This window comes from Rhodococcus sp. NPDC056506 (assembly GCF_042794945.1).
Taxonomy (GTDB): domain Bacteria; phylum Actinomycetota; class Actinomycetes; order Mycobacteriales; family Mycobacteriaceae; genus Rhodococcus_F.
Map to the genome: position 1 here is coordinate 1 of NZ_JBHTSW010000005.1, position 14,130 is coordinate 14,130.

15 protein-coding genes are annotated in these 14,130 nt (G+C 61.7%); 11 read left to right on the forward strand and 4 right to left on the reverse strand.

Features of this window, described 5'->3' with window-relative positions; all coding sequences use genetic code 11:
• The first annotated feature begins 150 nt into the window (after positions 1-150).
• Positions 151-531 (forward strand): VOC family protein, encoded by a 381-nt coding sequence (locus ACFQ6H_RS06585; protein WP_378546667.1) that lies wholly within the window; start codon positions 151-153, stop codon positions 529-531.
• 194 nt (positions 532-725) lie between these two features.
• Here ACFQ6H_RS06585 and ACFQ6H_RS06590 read toward each other — a convergent pair whose 3' ends face one another.
• Positions 726-1,976 carry a cytochrome P450 gene (locus ACFQ6H_RS06590; RefSeq protein WP_003945573.1) on the reverse strand — a complete coding sequence of 417 codons (1,251 nt, stop codon included), beginning with the start codon at positions 1,974-1,976 and terminating at the stop codon, positions 726-728.
• 174 nt (positions 1,977-2,150) lie between these two features.
• On the opposite strand from ACFQ6H_RS06590, the gene ACFQ6H_RS06595 reads away from it, so the two are divergent.
• The 4 genes from ACFQ6H_RS06595 to ACFQ6H_RS06610 all read left to right on the forward strand — a co-directional run bounded on the left by ACFQ6H_RS06595 (position 2,151) and on the right by ACFQ6H_RS06610 (position 5,041).
• Positions 2,151-3,314, forward strand: coding sequence for a steroid 3-ketoacyl-CoA thiolase (locus ACFQ6H_RS06595; RefSeq protein ID WP_095970996.1), 1,164 nt, complete (start codon positions 2,151-2,153; stop codon positions 3,312-3,314).
• Between the two features lies 1 nt (position 3,315).
• A complete protein-coding gene (locus ACFQ6H_RS06600; protein ID WP_378644815.1) occupies positions 3,316-3,804 on the forward strand; it encodes a nitroreductase family deazaflavin-dependent oxidoreductase in 489 nt (162 codons plus the stop codon).
• A 57-nt stretch (positions 3,805-3,861) separates the two neighbouring features.
• On the forward strand, positions 3,862-4,275 hold the full coding sequence (locus tag ACFQ6H_RS06605) for a DNA-binding protein (RefSeq protein ID WP_378448949.1): 414 nt from the start codon (positions 3,862-3,864) through the stop codon (positions 4,273-4,275).
• A gap of 94 nt (positions 4,276-4,369) precedes the next feature.
• Positions 4,370-5,041 (forward strand): GNAT family N-acetyltransferase, encoded by a 672-nt coding sequence (locus ACFQ6H_RS06610; RefSeq protein WP_378644818.1) that lies wholly within the window; start codon positions 4,370-4,372, stop codon positions 5,039-5,041.
• Between the two features lie 67 nt (positions 5,042-5,108).
• On the opposite strand, the gene ACFQ6H_RS06615 is transcribed toward ACFQ6H_RS06610, so the two are convergent.
• Positions 5,109-6,023 (reverse strand): SDR family oxidoreductase, encoded by a 915-nt coding sequence (locus ACFQ6H_RS06615; RefSeq protein WP_378546661.1) that lies wholly within the window; start codon positions 6,021-6,023, stop codon positions 5,109-5,111.
• Between the two features lie 102 nt (positions 6,024-6,125).
• On the opposite strand from ACFQ6H_RS06615, the gene echA20 reads away from it, so the two are divergent.
• From echA20 to ACFQ6H_RS06635, 4 genes are read left to right on the forward strand one after another with little or no spacing between them, the layout of a single operon-like run.
• Complete coding sequence (gene echA20, locus ACFQ6H_RS06620; RefSeq protein WP_003945611.1) at positions 6,126-6,902, forward strand: (7aS)-7a-methyl-1,5-dioxo-2,3,5,6,7,7a-hexahydro-1H-indene-carboxyl-CoA hydrolase; 777 nt, start codon at positions 6,126-6,128, stop codon at positions 6,900-6,902.
• Positions 6,903-6,908: 6 nt separating this feature from the next.
• Positions 6,909-7,817, forward strand: coding sequence for a cholesterol ring-cleaving hydrolase subunit IpdA (gene ipdA / locus ACFQ6H_RS06625; protein WP_378535192.1), 909 nt, complete (start codon positions 6,909-6,911; stop codon positions 7,815-7,817).
• Positions 7,814-8,569 carry a CoA-transferase subunit beta gene (locus tag ACFQ6H_RS06630; RefSeq protein ID WP_003945796.1) on the forward strand — a complete coding sequence of 252 codons (756 nt, stop codon included), beginning with the start codon at positions 7,814-7,816 and terminating at the stop codon, positions 8,567-8,569. Before ipdA ends, ACFQ6H_RS06630 begins: the two co-directional genes overlap by 4 nt.
• On the forward strand, positions 8,566-9,627 hold the full coding sequence (locus ACFQ6H_RS06635; protein ID WP_007734249.1) for a nitronate monooxygenase family protein: 1,062 nt from the start codon (positions 8,566-8,568) through the stop codon (positions 9,625-9,627). Before ACFQ6H_RS06630 ends, ACFQ6H_RS06635 begins: the two co-directional genes overlap by 4 nt.
• A 78-nt stretch (positions 9,628-9,705) precedes the next feature.
• Here ACFQ6H_RS06635 and ACFQ6H_RS06640 read toward each other — a convergent pair whose 3' ends face one another.
• Positions 9,706-10,425, reverse strand: a complete 720-nt coding sequence (locus ACFQ6H_RS06640; RefSeq protein WP_378644826.1) for an IclR family transcriptional regulator — start codon at positions 10,423-10,425, stop codon at positions 9,706-9,708.
• A gap of 250 nt (positions 10,426-10,675) precedes the next feature.
• Between ACFQ6H_RS06640 and ACFQ6H_RS06645 the strand changes: the two genes are divergently transcribed.
• The gene (locus ACFQ6H_RS06645) at positions 10,676-11,440 is read left to right on the forward strand and encodes an SDR family NAD(P)-dependent oxidoreductase (protein ID WP_378546648.1); all 765 of its coding nucleotides are present in this window, start codon (positions 10,676-10,678) and stop codon (positions 11,438-11,440) included.
• Positions 11,441-11,523: 83 nt separating this feature from the next.
• Positions 11,524-12,678: a Rieske 2Fe-2S domain-containing protein gene (locus ACFQ6H_RS06650; protein WP_378644828.1), complete on the forward strand. Its 1,155-nt coding sequence runs from the start codon at positions 11,524-11,526 to the stop codon at positions 12,676-12,678.
• A 246-nt stretch (positions 12,679-12,924) separates the two neighbouring features.
• Here ACFQ6H_RS06650 and ACFQ6H_RS06655 read toward each other — a convergent pair whose 3' ends face one another.
• Positions 12,925-14,130 (reverse strand): winged helix-turn-helix domain-containing protein, encoded by a 1,206-nt coding sequence (locus tag ACFQ6H_RS06655; RefSeq protein WP_378644831.1) that lies wholly within the window; start codon positions 14,128-14,130, stop codon positions 12,925-12,927.

The following is a 14,130-nucleotide window of genomic DNA, read 5'->3' on the forward strand; positions in this document are numbered from 1 at the left end:
GCTCGATGACGGACCCCGTCGCCGCGTCGCAATCGAATAAGCCTGTCGTACTTGCACCGCGAACCTCGAAATGGTTTCCTGGTTCCCAACGTCGCGTGTCGATGACGGACTGCGTCAGGCATGGAGGCGTCGTACTGCAAGGGGTCACTCATGACCATTTCGTTCAATCACACCATCATCGCCGCAAAAGACCGACAAGAGTCGGCGTGGTTCTTCACTCACATGTTCGGCCTACCGGGCCCTGTCGAAGCCGGCTACTTTCTCGGCGTCGAACTCGAGCACGGCGTGACGCTCGATTTCGCACAGGTGGAAGACGGCGCCGAGGTTGCGTCTCAGCACTACGCCTTCCTCGTCTCCGAAGACGACTTCGACGGCATCTACCAGCGCATACAAGCCTTGAAGCTTGATCACTGGGCCGATCCGCGCCAGTCGAGTACCGGCTTCAACACCAACGACGGTGGGCGTGGGGTCTACTTCCTCGACCCGTCGGGCCACTTCCTCGAAGCGATCACCAAACCATACGGCGGCTGAATTGGTGATTGAACTACAAACGGCGGCGCCTACGGGAGATGAGGGATCCCGCAGACGCCGCCGCAGTTCCAGGTTGCCAGCTAGTGGCCCCCCGGAACGTCTACTGTAGTTCTGCGTGTTCGAGGTTGCAGAGGCAACTCCCGAAAAGCTACACAGAACCTACTCGCCGGTTATCAGGTCAGTATATGTCCGGATCAGTGTTTGACCGGGCATCCCGATGTCTTGTAATCAACCTGAAACTCTTTGATGCCGTTGAGCCAGCCCGAGCGCAGGCGACGCGGATCGCCGAGCCTGGTGATGTCGGGTAGGTGATCGGCGATCGCGTTGAAGATCAGATCGATTTCGAGACGAGCCAAGTTCGCGCCGATGCAGAAGTGCGCACCGGTGCCGCCGAATCCGAGGTGCGGATTGGGGTCACGCATGATGTCGAACTTCGTGGGGTTCTCGAAGACGTCTTCGTCGAAGTTGGCCGACGCGTACATCATCACGACGCGATCGCCCTTCTTGATCTTCTGTCCGCCGAGTTCGGTGTCTTCGAGCGCGGTGCGCTGGAAAGAGGTCACCGGGGTGGCCCAACGAACGATCTCGTCGGCCGCAGTCTTCGGGCGTTCCTTCTTGTACAGCTCCCACTGGTCGGGATTGTCGAGGAAGGCAACCATGCCGTGTGTGATGGCATTGCGAGTGGTCTCGTTGCCCGCGACCGCAAGCAGGATCACGAAGAAGCCGAATTCCTCTGGGGAGAGCTCATTTCCGTCGATGTCAGCTTCGATGAGCTTGGTGACGATGTCATCGGCGGGACACTTCTTGCGCTGATCCGCCATCTGGTACGCGTATCCCAGAATCTCCATCGACGCTGCCTGCGGGTCGATGTCGAATTCGGGGTCGTCGTACGACGTCATCTGGTTGGACCAGTCGAAGAGCTTCATTCGATCTTCCTGCGGCACACCGAGAAGCTCGGCGATTGCCTGCAGCGGAAGTTCGGACGCGACCTGAACCACGAAGTCTCCGGCACCACCGGCAGCCGCAGTCTTGACGATCTTTTCGGCGCGCTCGGTCAGTTCTTCGCGCAGGCTGTTGATGGCTCGCGGGGTGAATCCACGCGAAACCAGCTTGCGAAGCTTGGTGTGCTCCGGAGCGTCCTTGTTGATGAGGATGAAGCGCTGCATCTCGACGTTCTCGCGTGGGATGTCGTCGGCGAAGCGAGGAATCGCAGTGTTCTCGTGGGTCGAGAAGATGTCGCTTCGCTGCGAGACCTCCTTGACCTCTTCATGACGGGTGACCACCCAGAAGCCCTCGTCCTGGAATCCGCCGATTTCCGGGGGCTGCGGATTCCACCACACGGGGGCCGTCTTCCGGAGTTCTGCGAACTCCTCGAACGGCATACGTTCCGCGTAGATGTCGGGGTCCGTGAAGTCGATTCCCTCGGGGAATGCGGGCTGTGCCACTGATGTCTCCTGCCCTAAGCCTTTTCATCACAGGGGTGATGGGGATCCGTGATGTGTAACACGTTCTACTCTCATTGAAACACAAGCCTGCTTACTAGGAAAGGAAACGTCGGCAGGTCTTGCTTCCCGCAGAGAACCTGTTCTACTTTTTCATTACAAGGAAAGGAGCCCGCTGTGGGCACACCAGTAATCGTCGAGGCTGTCCGTACACCGATCGGCAAGCGCGGAGGTTGGCTCGCCGGTCTGCACGCCGCCGAGATCCTCGGAGCTGCACAAAAGGGAGTTCTCGACCGGTCGGGAATCGACCCGTTGCTGATCGAGCAGGTGATCGGCGGCTGCGTCACCCAGGCCGGCGCTCAGTCCAACAACATCACGCGCACTGCTTGGTTGCATGCAGGTCTGCCGTGGCAGACCGGCGCCACGACCGTGGACTGCCAGTGCGGTTCGGCCCAGCAGGCGAACCATCTGATCGCCGGACTGATCGCCACCGGCGCCATCGATGCCGGCATCGCCTGCGGCATCGAAGCGATGAGCCAGGTTCCCCTCGGCGCCAACGTCGGTGACCAGGCCGGACCGCGTCGGCCGGCGACGTGGGACATCGACATGCCCAACCAGTTCGAGGCTGCAGAACGCATCGCGCGCCGACGCGGACTGACCCGCGACGACGTCGAAGCTCTCGGTGTCCGCTCGCAGGCACTGGCCAAGCAGGCTTGGGAGGAAGGGCGTTTCGACCGAGAGGTACTCGAACTCTCGGCGCCCCAGGTCGACAAGGAAGGAAACCTCACTGGCGAGACCAAGCTCGTCAATCGCGATCAGGGCCTGCGCGATACGACGGCCGAGTCCCTTGCCCGGTTGAAGCCCGTCCTCGAAGGCGGGATTCACACTGCCGGAACGTCTTCCCAGATCTCCGACGGTGCGGCCGCAGTCCTGCTCATGGACGAGGACAAGGCTCGCGCACTCGGATTGAAGCCACGCGCCCGCATCATCGCCCAGGCACTGGTCGGCTCGGAACCGGAGTTCCACCTCGACGGACCGGTACAGGCAACCAGCCGTGTTCTGGAGAAGAGCGGAATGAAGATCGGCGACCTCGACCTCTTCGAGATCAACGAAGCATTCGCGTCGGTCGCTCTGTCCTGGGCCCAGGTCCACGAACCTGACTTCGACAACGTCAACGTCAACGGCGGCGCCCTCGCTCTGGGCCATCCGGTCGGCAGCACGGGCTCTCGACTGATCACCACCGCACTGCACGAACTGGAGCGTCGTAACGGCTCGACGGCTCTGATCACGATGTGCGCCGGCGGCGCGCTGGCCACCGGAACCATCATCGAGCGTATCTGAGATGACTACTCCCCCAGCCAAACCCAAGGGACTCGACGCTCCGGCGACGGTCAAGATCATCAAGTGGATGTCGAAGGCAAACGTCGCCATGTATCGCGCCACCGACGGGAGGCTGGGTAGCAAGTGGCGGGTCGGCAGCGCGTTCCCACGCGGGCTGCCGATCTGCCTGCTCACCACTACCGGTCGCAAATCCGGTGAGGAGCGAATCAGCCCGTTGCTGTTCCTCGAGGACGGCGAAGACGTGATTCTGGTGGCGTCGCAAGGTGGTCTTCCGAAGAATCCGATGTGGTACCTCAACATCGAGGCGGATCCGGTGGTGACGGTGCAGATCAAGTCTCGGATCCGCTCGATGAAAGCCCGCGTCGCAACCGAGGACGAGCGCGCTCGGCTGTGGCCGAAGTTGACGGCAATGTATCCGGATTTCGACAACTATCAGGCCTGGACGGACCGCGTCATTCCCGTCATCGTGTGCGAGCCACTGACAAACTGAACAATTTGTTCACAACAGAACGTTTACATCGGTCCGGGTTCGTGCCACCCTGGATTCATGACCGATGACCAGTTCAGACCGATCGATTCCGGCCGCGAACGCGCACATCGCGAGTACGCCGGACTCTTTCGGATCAGCGAGCGCCACGGCGCGACCCGAAGCCAGCGCGCGCGGCAATCTCATCCGGAGATGCTCGAGCCCTACGGCGCGGTGCGCGTCGTGGCTCGTCTGGCCGGCGGCACCGACACACCCGAGGTGAACGAACCCGAAGTCGACGACGCCGACGTCATGGCTGCGTTGACACTCATTCCCAAGGCCCGAGCCGAAATGGAACAGCTGGAAGCACTGTTCCTCGGAATTGCCCGTGAACGGGGTATGACCTGGCAGGACATTGCCTTCGGACTCGGGCTCGGCAGTACTCAAGCCGCCCGCCAGCGCTACGAACGGCTTGTTCGCCGCACCGGAGGCTGAACACGTGCCATAACGGGCGAGTTGGAGCACTATTGACTCGTACGGTCCGCACGGCGTTTCGACAGAGCCTCGAACACAGCAAGGAGTCGCATATATGACGACGCATATTCAAGATCAAATCCTGGACCGACGCGAGATCACTTCCGCACTCGTGCGTGCGCTGGAGCGTCGCCACGAGGTGCTGGATGCAGTGGTCGACAGCAAGGACCATCAGGAGGCACTGACCACCGTCGCGGAACTTCTCGGCACGTCGGAAGCAAATGCCGAAGCCGTTCTGAACCTCAAGTTCAGTGCGCTCACCAAGGCCGCACGCGATCGCATCCAGGGCGAGTTGGAGAATCTCGACGCAACTCTCGAATGGACGACGCTTGATCGCCCCGCGAGCAGTGGGCAGAACTTCAGCCTGCGTCCGTTCAGCGACAGCGCAGAAGACAAGTCGCTGTTCACGATTCGCTCGGGTGAGCAGCTCGACGAAGACGGCAAGCCGTGGAGCGAGGATCGAATCGAAGCCGAGCGCACAGGTGGCCTCGGCCGCATCGACGACGAGAGCGCTGCCTGGTTCGTCGCCGAGGACGTCTCCGGTGACAGCCCGACGAGCGTCGGCCTGGTGTTCGGCGAACTCGACGGCCAAGAGGTCAACGTCGCGATCTGGATTGCACCCGAGTCCCGCAAGAAGGGCTACGGCACCGCCTGCGTGAAGCATTCGCGGCGCGAGCTCGCAGCAGAGTTCCCCGGCACTGTATTGGTGGTTCGGGCACCCGCGTAGGCGGCACGCCGCCTGTGAGTGGTTGAGGAGTCCCTGCACTCCTTAACCACTCACGGGGCCGAAGGCCCTACGCCCCGTACACCGGCGTCGGAATCTCCGCCTTCTCCAACAGCGTTGCCACGACCGGCCCGATCTCCTTCGGGTCCCAACGGTCACCCTTGTCCTCGCTCGGGCCGTGACGCCAGCCTTCCGCGACGGTGATCTTTCCGCCCTCTACCTCGAATACTCGGCCCGTGACGTCCTTGGACTCGGCGCTTCCGAGCCAGACGACCAGCGGCGAGATGTTCTCGGGAGCCATGGCGTCGAATCCTTCTTCCGGAGCTGCCATCGCTTCTGCCATCGCCCCACCCGCACCGACGGTCATGCGCGTGCGCGCAGCAGGCGCGATCGCGTTGACACTGACTCCGTAATTCTTGAGCTCGGCGGCGGCCTGAATGGTCATCTCGGCGATGCCGGCCTTCGCCGCGGCGTAGTTGCCCTGGCCGATCGAACCCTGCAGTCCTGCACCCGAACTGGTGTTGATGATGCGTGCGTCGACGGTGTTGCCGGCCTTGGCTTCGCCGCGCCAGTAGGCAGCAGCGTGACGCAAAGGCGCGAAGTGCCCCTTGAGGTGCACGCGGATCACCGCGTCCCACTCACCTTCGCTCATGCCGACGAGCATGCGGTCACGCAGGAAGCCTGCGTTGTTCACAAGCACGTCCAGACCACCGAAGGTGTCGATCGCGGTCTTGATCAGATTTTCGGCACCCGCCCAGTCGGCGACGTCGTCTCCGTTGACCACTGCCTGGCCACCCGCAGCGATGATCTCCGCGACAACCTGCTCGGCCGGACTTTCGCCGGTCGCGGAACCGTCGGCACCCGCACCGATGTCGTTGACGACGACCTTGGCGCCCTCGGCAGCAAACGCCAACGCATGCGCACGCCCGATACCTCGACCTGCCCCGGTGATGATGACTACGCGTCCGTCGACCAATCCACTCATTTTTGTCTCCTATTGCACTCTGCTCGGGCTTGTCGGCTCCGCTTGTGTGCTAACTTACCAAGCAATCGCTTGGTTTGGTACACAGACGTAAGGAATCCCGATATGGGCATCAGCACCTCTTCCGACGGAACCGGCATCACCACGGTCACCATCGACTACGCGCCGGTCAACGCAATCCCGTCCAAGGGATGGTTCGAGCTTGCCGACGCCATCCTCGACGCGGGCAAGGATCTCAACACGCACGTGGTGATCCTGCGAGCCGAGGGACGCGGATTCAACGCCGGCGTCGACATCAAGGAGATGCAGGCTACCGAGGGATTCGACGCGCTGGTCGCCGCCAACCGCGGTTGTGCCGCAGCCTTCGCCGCCGTCTACGACTGCGCCGTCCCCGTCGTCGTGGCGGTCAACGGATTCTGCGTCGGCGGCGGCATCGGACTGGTCGGCAACGCGGACGTCATCGTCGCTTCCGACGACGCGATCTTCTCCCTCCCCGAGGTCGACCGCGGCGCCCTCGGCGCTGCGACTCACCTCTCACGCCTGGTGCCGCAGCACATGATGCGCACGCTGTACTACACGGCGCAGAGCGTCGACGCACACACGCTCAAGCAGTTCGGCAGCGTCTACGACGTGGTCCCGCGCGAGAAGCTCGACGAGTGCGCTCGCGAGATCGCCGCGAAGATCGCCGCGAAGGACACCCGCATCATCCGGTGCGCCAAGGAAGCCATCAACGGCATCGACCCGGTCGACGTCAAGGGCAGCTACCGCCTCGAGCAGGGCTACACCTTCGAACTCAACCTTCTCGGTGTGTCTGACGAGCACCGCGACGAGTTCGTCGCCACCGGCAAGCCGCGCGAGAACGCAACCCAGAAGGAAGGCTGAGAAAACATGGCTAGCAAGCGTGACAAGACGAAGTCGCTCGACGAGGTAGTCGGCGAACTGCGCAGCGGAATGACGATCGGCTTGGGCGGCTGGGGATCTCGCCGCAAGCCGATGGCCTTCGTGCGTGCAATTCTGCGTTCGGACATCACGGACCTGACCGTGGTCACCTACGGCGGACCGGATCTCGGACTGCTGTGCTCGGCCGGCAAGGTCAAGAAGGCGTACTACGGTTTCGTGTCCCTGGACTCCGCGCCGTTCTACGATCCGTGGTTTGCCAAGGCGCGCACAGCAGGTGAGATCGAAGTCCGCGAGATGGACGAGGGCATGGTCAAGTGCGGCCTCGAAGCCGCTGCCGCTCGGCTTCCCTTCCTCCCGATCCGTGCCGGCCTGGGTTCGGATGTCCGCAACTTCTGGGGCGACGAACTCAAGACCGTCACCTCTCCGTACCCCGAGGCCGACGGCCGTTCCGAGACCTTGATCGCGATGCCTGCGCTCAACCTCGATGCGTCGTTCGTCCACCTCAATCTCGGTGACAAGCACGGCAATGCCGCCTACAACGGCGTCGACCCGTACTTCGACGACCTGTACTGCATGGCCGCCGAGAAGCGTTACGTCTCCGTCGAGCGCATCGTCGAGACCGAGGAACTGGTCAAATCCGTTCCACTGCAGAACCTTCTACTCAACCGCATGATGGTCGACGCCGTCGTCGAGGCACCGAACGGTGCACACTTCACGTTGGCCGGCGAAAGCTACGGCCGCGACGAGAAGTTCCAGCGTCACTACGCCGAGGCCGCCAAGACCCCCGAGTCGTGGCAGGCGTTCGTCGACACCTTCCTCTCCGGCAGCGAAGAGGACTACCAAGCCGCAGTAAAGAAGTTTGCCGATTCATCAACGGCAGGGGAGCAGGCAAAATGAGCGAATCCACCGTCACCCGCGCAGAGTACGTAGTTCTTGCGTGCGCTGAAATCTTTTCCGGTGCAGGCGAAATCATGGCCAGCCCGATGTCGACGTCGTCCACCATCGGCGCTCGCCTGGCTCGGCTCACCACCGAACCCGACCTGCTCATCACCGACGGTGAAGCCCTCATCCTCGAGGACACTCCGGCAGTCGGAACGAAGGGCCCCGTCGAAGGTTGGATGCCCTTCCGCAAGGTGTTCGACGTCGTCGCTTCCGGTCGTCGCCACGTTGTGATGGGCGCCAATCAACTCGATCGCCACGGTAACCAGAACCTCTCCGCTTTCGGCCCGCTTCAGCAGCCGACGCGTCAGATGTTCGGTGTGCGCGGCGCCCCGGGCAATACCATCAACCATGCGACGAGCTACTTCGTCCCCAAGCACTCCAAGCGAGTGTTCGTCGACAAGGTCGACGTGGTGTGCGGCGTCGGCTACGACCAGATCGATCCCGAGAACCCCGCATACAAGTATCTGAACATCCCCCGCGTTGTCACCAACCTCGGTGTCTTCGACTTCGGCGGACCGGGAAACACCTTCCGCGCGTTGAGCCTTCACCCCGGCGTCACCGCCGAAGAGGTAGCCGAGAACACCTCGTTCGAGGTTGCCGGACTCGCCGAGGCCGGTATCACCCGTGACCCCACCGCCGAAGAACTTCACCTCATCCGCGAAACCCTCGATCCGCGCAACCTCCGGGACCGTGAGGTCTCGGCATGACCCCCACCCTGAAGACCGCGCTGACCGAACTGGTCGGTGTCGAGTACCCGATCGTGCAGACGGGTATGGGCTGGGTTTCCGGTCCCGCTCTCACGTCGGCAACGGCGAACGCAGGTGGTCTCGGCATCCTGGCTTCGGCCACGATGACGTACGACGAGCTCGAGCACGCGATCAAGAAGACGAAGCAGCTCACGGACAAGCCGTTCGGCGTCAACATGCGTGCCGACGCCACTGACGCCCCGCAACGCGCGGATCTGCTGATCCGTGAAGGCGTCAAGGTCGCGTCGTTTGCCTTGGCTCCCAAGAAGGAACTGATCGCCAAGCTCAAGGACCACGGCATCGTCGTCGTGCCCTCGATCGGTGCCGCGAAGCACGCGGTCAAGGTTGCATCCTGGGGCGCGGACGCCGTCATCGTCCAGGGCGGCGAAGGTGGTGGCCATACCGGCGGTGTGGCCACGACATTGCTTCTCCCCTCGGTTCTCGACGCGGTCGATATTCCGGTCATCGCCGGTGGCGGATTCTTCGACGGCCGCGGGCTGGCTGCCGCACTGGCGTACGGCGCTGCCGGTGTCGCGATGGGAACGCGATTCCTTCTCACCAGCGACTCTTCGGTGCCCGATTCCGTCAAACAGGAGTATCTCAAGCGCGGACTGACGGATACGACTGTCTCCCGCAAGGTCGACGGCATGCCTCATCGTGTGCTCAACACCGACCTGGTCAACAGCCTCGAAGGTTCCAGCTATGCAACCGGTTTGATCGCCGCGGCCAAGAATGCCACGAAGTTCAAGGCCATGACGGGCATGAAGTGGTCGACCCTCGCCAAGGACGGTCTCGCGATGAAGCGGTCGGGTGACCGCACGCTGATGCAGATCATCATGGCAGCCAACACCCCGATGTTGCTCAAGGCCGGACTGGTCGAGGGCAACACGGAAGCCGGTGTTCTTGCTTCGGGTCAGGTTGTCGGCATGATCAACGATCTGCCCAGCTGCAAGGAACTGATCGAAAGCATCATGGAGGGTGCCGCGGGGCGTATCGACGCGCTTGCGGCTCTTCGCTGACACAGCTCTATCCGAGTGCGTCTCCCCCACTGCGCTTTACGCGTAGTGGGGGGAGGCGCACTCTTTGCGTTTGTCGGACTATCCCGTCTTCTCCTGCCCGAACCCGTCGATCATTCCGAAATACTGGGAGATCGCCACCGCCGCCATCTGCACGGCAGCGGCGTTCCTTTTGTCTATCGTGCCGCGAATCAAAGGTCCACAAATCGAGAGACCCGCCTGCATGTGGTCGAACACCCCGATTCGTGCACCGATACAACCCATCCCGGAATTACATATTCCGAACGCAACTGCTTGTTGGCGAACGTCATTGGTGTTTTGCAGCGACGCCACCGGTCTGTGCCCAGCGCTCAACAGTGATTTCCCGATGGTCGACGATTGCGCAGGGATGCGTGAGCCGACACGAGTCTGAAGGTCGGGGACCATCTGGCTCCCGATTTTCTGGATGTAGCGCACATGGTTCCCTTCCAAAACCCCAAGGTGCACAGCATGTCCAGTCACGAGATGCAGCTGCTGAAGTAGGGGCGTAACCACTCGATCCACTTTGTTTCGATACAGCGAGAGCGCGCCCAGATCTCCTAGCTTGTCGCCTATTTCGTACTCGAGTCCTTCGCGGCGTAGCCAGTTCATCCTCACGAGTTTCAGTAGCATCCGGTGCACGGACGATCGCGGAATCCCGGTTCGGCGCGCCACCTCCCCCAATGTCAGCCGAGGCGCGTCACGAAAGCAGTCCACCACCACCGACAGTCTGTCGAGAGTTGACATGGGGATGGGCTCTTCGGTGATCGGTCCGACCAACATCGATGTCTCCGTTCCGGTGGCCCGCCGCTTCGGCAGCCAACATTCGTTCCGCCCATCTGAGCTTCCGTGGACTCACGACGCCAGTACGTCTCCCACGCAGCGGGAGATGCATCTGCATGGGCTTTCACCAGCATCGATACCGATGATCGGCCATGTTCGTTGAGCCCGAATCCATCCCTCGTCACAGTGATGACCGGAGCCCATCAGATCATGCGGCGCCGAGCAGAACGCTCCAAAATCAGGAGGACACATGAATGCTTCATCCCCGTCGACAGGCGTGATCATCACCGGCGGCGCATCCGGAATCGGATTGGCCTCCGCCCGCGCGCTCGCGGCGATCCGACGACCAGTCGCTCTCTGGGATATCGACGAGGCAAAAGCGGTCGATCAGGCAGCAGTGATCTCCTCCGAATTCGGCATCGACGCCATCGGAGTGGGAATCGATCTCACGAGAGCGGACGACTACGCGGCCGCATTGGCCACAACCCGTTCCTCACTTTCCTCCATCGGCGGACTTGTTCATTCCGCCGGGGTTGTCGATACCGGATCCCTCGAAGGAGTGACGCTCGACGTGTGGGAGATGGGTATCAACACCCATCTACGTCCGCTTATCCTGTTGGTTCAACAGTTGATGCCTGATTTCACGGCCAATCCCGGTTCGGCAATAGTCGGAATCGCTTCGATCAACGCAACTTTGGGCAATGCAATCAACCCTGTCTACTCCGCTGCAAAGGGTGGGATGTTGTCGATGGTCCGATCGCTTGCGGACCGACTGGGCCCGGACGGCATTCGGATCAACTGCGTCTCGCCCGGACAGATTCTGACCCCTATGCTTCAGCCGACCGTAGACGCATTGGGCGACGGGGCATTCGAACGACGCATCCTCCTCGGCAGGCTCGGTCGCCCGGAGGAAATCGCACACGCTGTCCGCTTCCTGCTGTCCGACGAAGCAAGTTACATCACCGCAACGGAATTGGTTGTCGACGGCGGCAACATCTCGTCGCAACGTATGTGACTTGCCCAAAGATTTACACCCCTTCGACTGTCGTACAACGTCGCTCGGTCCAGCCCACCGGGTGCACTCACGAAAGGAAGAACATGACAATTGCGGATGTCAATGAATCGGAAGAGGTTCGCATCATCGACCAGGGAGAACCTCCCACTCGATTTGCCCGCGGATGGCACTGCCTCGGCCTCGCCAAGGACTACAGCGACGGGAACCCCCATTCCGTCGAAGCTTTCGGTACCAAACTGGTCGTCTTCTCCGACTCGCATGGCGAACTGAAGATCCTCGACGCGTACTGCCGTCACATGGGCGGCGACCTGAGTCAGGGCACGGTCAAGGGCGATTCGATCGCGTGTCCCTTCCACGACTGGAGGTGGGGAGGCAACGGTAAGTGCACCGCGATTCCCTATGCTCGACGTGTCCCCCCGCTTGCCAAGACCCGCGCTTGGACTGCGCTCGAACAAGACGGACTGCTCTTCGTCTGGCACGACCCCGAAGGCAATCCGCCTCCTGCCGAAGTCGCCATACCGATCATCAAGTCTGCGGAGCACGAGTGGACCGATTGGGTGTGGAAGTCGATAGTCATCGATACGAACTGCCGAGAAATCGTCGACAACGTCGTCGACATGGCGCACTTCTTCTACGTGCACTTCTCGTTCCCCACCTATTTCAAGAACGTCTTCGAAGGACACGTCGCCATCCAGGAGCAGAGCGGCATCAACCGCGACGACATCGTGACCTGGACCGACCCCGACGTACCGAAGTTGGTGTCGAATCTTTCGACAGCGGCCTACCACGGACCGTCGTTCATGATCGACGACTTGCGCTACATCTACGAGAACTTCACGACCGATTCTGTGCTGATCAACTGCCACTACCCGGTGAGCCCGAACAAATTCGTACTCATGTACGGCATTACCGTCCAGAAGTCCGAGGAGATGCCCGCCGAGTTCGCGGATCAACTTGTCGACGCAATGATCGGATATATCGGCGTCGGATTCGAGCAGGACATCGAAGTGTGGAAGAACAAGACTCGCATCGACAATCCTCTGCTGTGCAGCGAGGACGGCCCGGTCTACCAACTGCGCCGTTGGTACGAACAGTTCTACGTGGACGTCGCCGCCATCACCCCGGACATGGTCGACCGCTTCGAATTCGAGTTCGACACAAGCAAGCCCACCGAAGTGTGGCACCAAGAAGTTGCGGACAACCTTGCACGCAAAGCCGCAGCAGGAGCGCCGCAATGACCATGGAGCCGCTGGACTGCGAGCGGTGCGGAACATACGTCCTCGTGGAGAAGAACAGCTGGCATCACACTTCGACCCAGTGGCGATCAGATTCGCGCACCGCATGTTTGGAGTACCGCGATGATGCTGCACCGCCGAGAATTCGATCCGGAAGTTGTTCCGCATTGAGAAATTCCATCAATCAGGCAGCGACCGACGGACGCATAACAGTTCCCGAATGACAATCGTCCTCGCGACCCTGAAGGCTCACGTCATAGCGGCGGCCAACTCCTGAGACAACGTACCTTTGTTCTCCACCTCAACGGTGTCGCAGCCCTGCCAATGCGCAGTTCTGCGAAGGAGTTCCGCTAACCGCGGCGCAGTCTCTGCGTCCGCGGTGGGTTCGGCCCATGCCGCGCGGACAAGCAGTCGAGCGTTCTGACGGTCGTTCTTGAGATCGACTCGGGCGCAGATTTTGTCGTCGATCAAGACCGGGAGCACGTAGTATCCGTGAACTCGCTTGTGCGCCGGAGTGTAGATCTCGATCCGGTAGTGAAAGCCGAAGAGCCGCAACGCTCGATCGCGTGCCCACACTACCGGGTCGAAGGGTGACAACAGCGCTTCCGCACGAATGGACCTGGGACGCTTCGCTCGCGGATCGATCCACACCTCCCTTGCCTTGCCTCGACGCTCCCAGCCGTCGACGGACACCCGGCGCACACTGCCGGCATCTTCGAGTTCCTGCAATGCCGTTCGTGCTTCTGCGCTGGGCAGACGAAAGTAGTCGGCGATGTCGTCGAGTGTGCCAAGACCATGCGCCCGCACTCCCCGCACCACCAGCTCGCGTATCGCCTCCGACCGCTCGACCCGTGCGTCGAGTATCTCGGGTGCAAGCATCTGCTCGGCCAGGCCGTAACGACGCTCGAAGCCGGCTCGACCTGCCGACACCACCTCGCCCCAACGGAACAGCGTCTCGAGGCCGACTTTCACGTCGGACCACCCCCACCACGGACCCCGTCGTGTGTTCGCTTCGTGTTCGATCTCGCTCGCCGCCATCGGACCGTTGTCGCGCAACTCCTGCCGCAACCAATCGAGGAAGACACTTCGATCGGAAGCCCATCCTCCCTTGTCGCTCAACGCCTTGGCACGAAACTGGTCCATCCGCCAGCGGAACAGCGGCCACATGTCCACCGGTAGGAACGTAGCCTCGTGGCCCCAGTATTCGAGGTACCCCGAGCCGGGGGCGAAGGCGAGCTGATCGAGCCTGGATTTGTCGTACGCGCCCAGCCGAGCGTAAACCGGCAGGTAGTGGCTGCGTTCGAAGACATTGACCGAGTCGATCTGCAGCACCTGCAGCCGGTCCATCACGCTGACCAGATTGCGACGCGTCACCGTTGTGGGGTGCGATCTGCCGAATCCTTGAGCGGCAAGCGCTATGCGACGGGCAGCTGCCGGAGACACGACTTCGCTCAT

Excerpts from the sequence above, each read along its gene's own strand:
- ACFQ6H_RS06585 (WP_378546667.1), top strand. The coding sequence starts at position 151 with ATGACCATTTCGTTCAATCACACCATCATCGCCGCAAAAGACCGACAA.
- ACFQ6H_RS06600 (WP_378644815.1), top strand. The coding sequence starts at position 3,316 with ATGACTACTCCCCCAGCCAAACCCAAGGGACTCGACGCTCCGGCGACG.
- ACFQ6H_RS06605 (WP_378448949.1), top strand. The coding sequence starts at position 3,862 with ATGACCGATGACCAGTTCAGACCGATCGATTCCGGCCGCGAACGCGCA.
- ACFQ6H_RS06610 (WP_378644818.1), top strand. The coding sequence starts at position 4,370 with ATGACGACGCATATTCAAGATCAAATCCTGGACCGACGCGAGATCACT.
- ACFQ6H_RS06615 (WP_378546661.1), bottom strand. The coding sequence starts at position 6,023 with ATGAGTGGATTGGTCGACGGACGCGTAGTCATCATCACCGGGGCAGGT.
- echA20 (WP_003945611.1), top strand. The coding sequence starts at position 6,126 with ATGGGCATCAGCACCTCTTCCGACGGAACCGGCATCACCACGGTCACC.
- ipdA (WP_378535192.1), top strand. The coding sequence starts at position 6,909 with ATGGCTAGCAAGCGTGACAAGACGAAGTCGCTCGACGAGGTAGTCGGC.
- ACFQ6H_RS06630 (WP_003945796.1), top strand. The coding sequence starts at position 7,814 with ATGAGCGAATCCACCGTCACCCGCGCAGAGTACGTAGTTCTTGCGTGC.
- ACFQ6H_RS06635 (WP_007734249.1), top strand. The coding sequence starts at position 8,566 with ATGACCCCCACCCTGAAGACCGCGCTGACCGAACTGGTCGGTGTCGAG.
- ACFQ6H_RS06640 (WP_378644826.1), bottom strand. The coding sequence starts at position 10,425 with ATGTTGGTCGGACCGATCACCGAAGAGCCCATCCCCATGTCAACTCTC.
- ACFQ6H_RS06645 (WP_378546648.1), top strand. The coding sequence starts at position 10,676 with ATGAATGCTTCATCCCCGTCGACAGGCGTGATCATCACCGGCGGCGCA.
- ACFQ6H_RS06650 (WP_378644828.1), top strand. The coding sequence starts at position 11,524 with ATGACAATTGCGGATGTCAATGAATCGGAAGAGGTTCGCATCATCGAC.
- ACFQ6H_RS06655 (WP_378644831.1), bottom strand. The coding sequence starts at position 14,130 with ATGAGCGAAGTCGTGTCTCCGGCAGCTGCCCGTCGCATAGCGCTTGCC.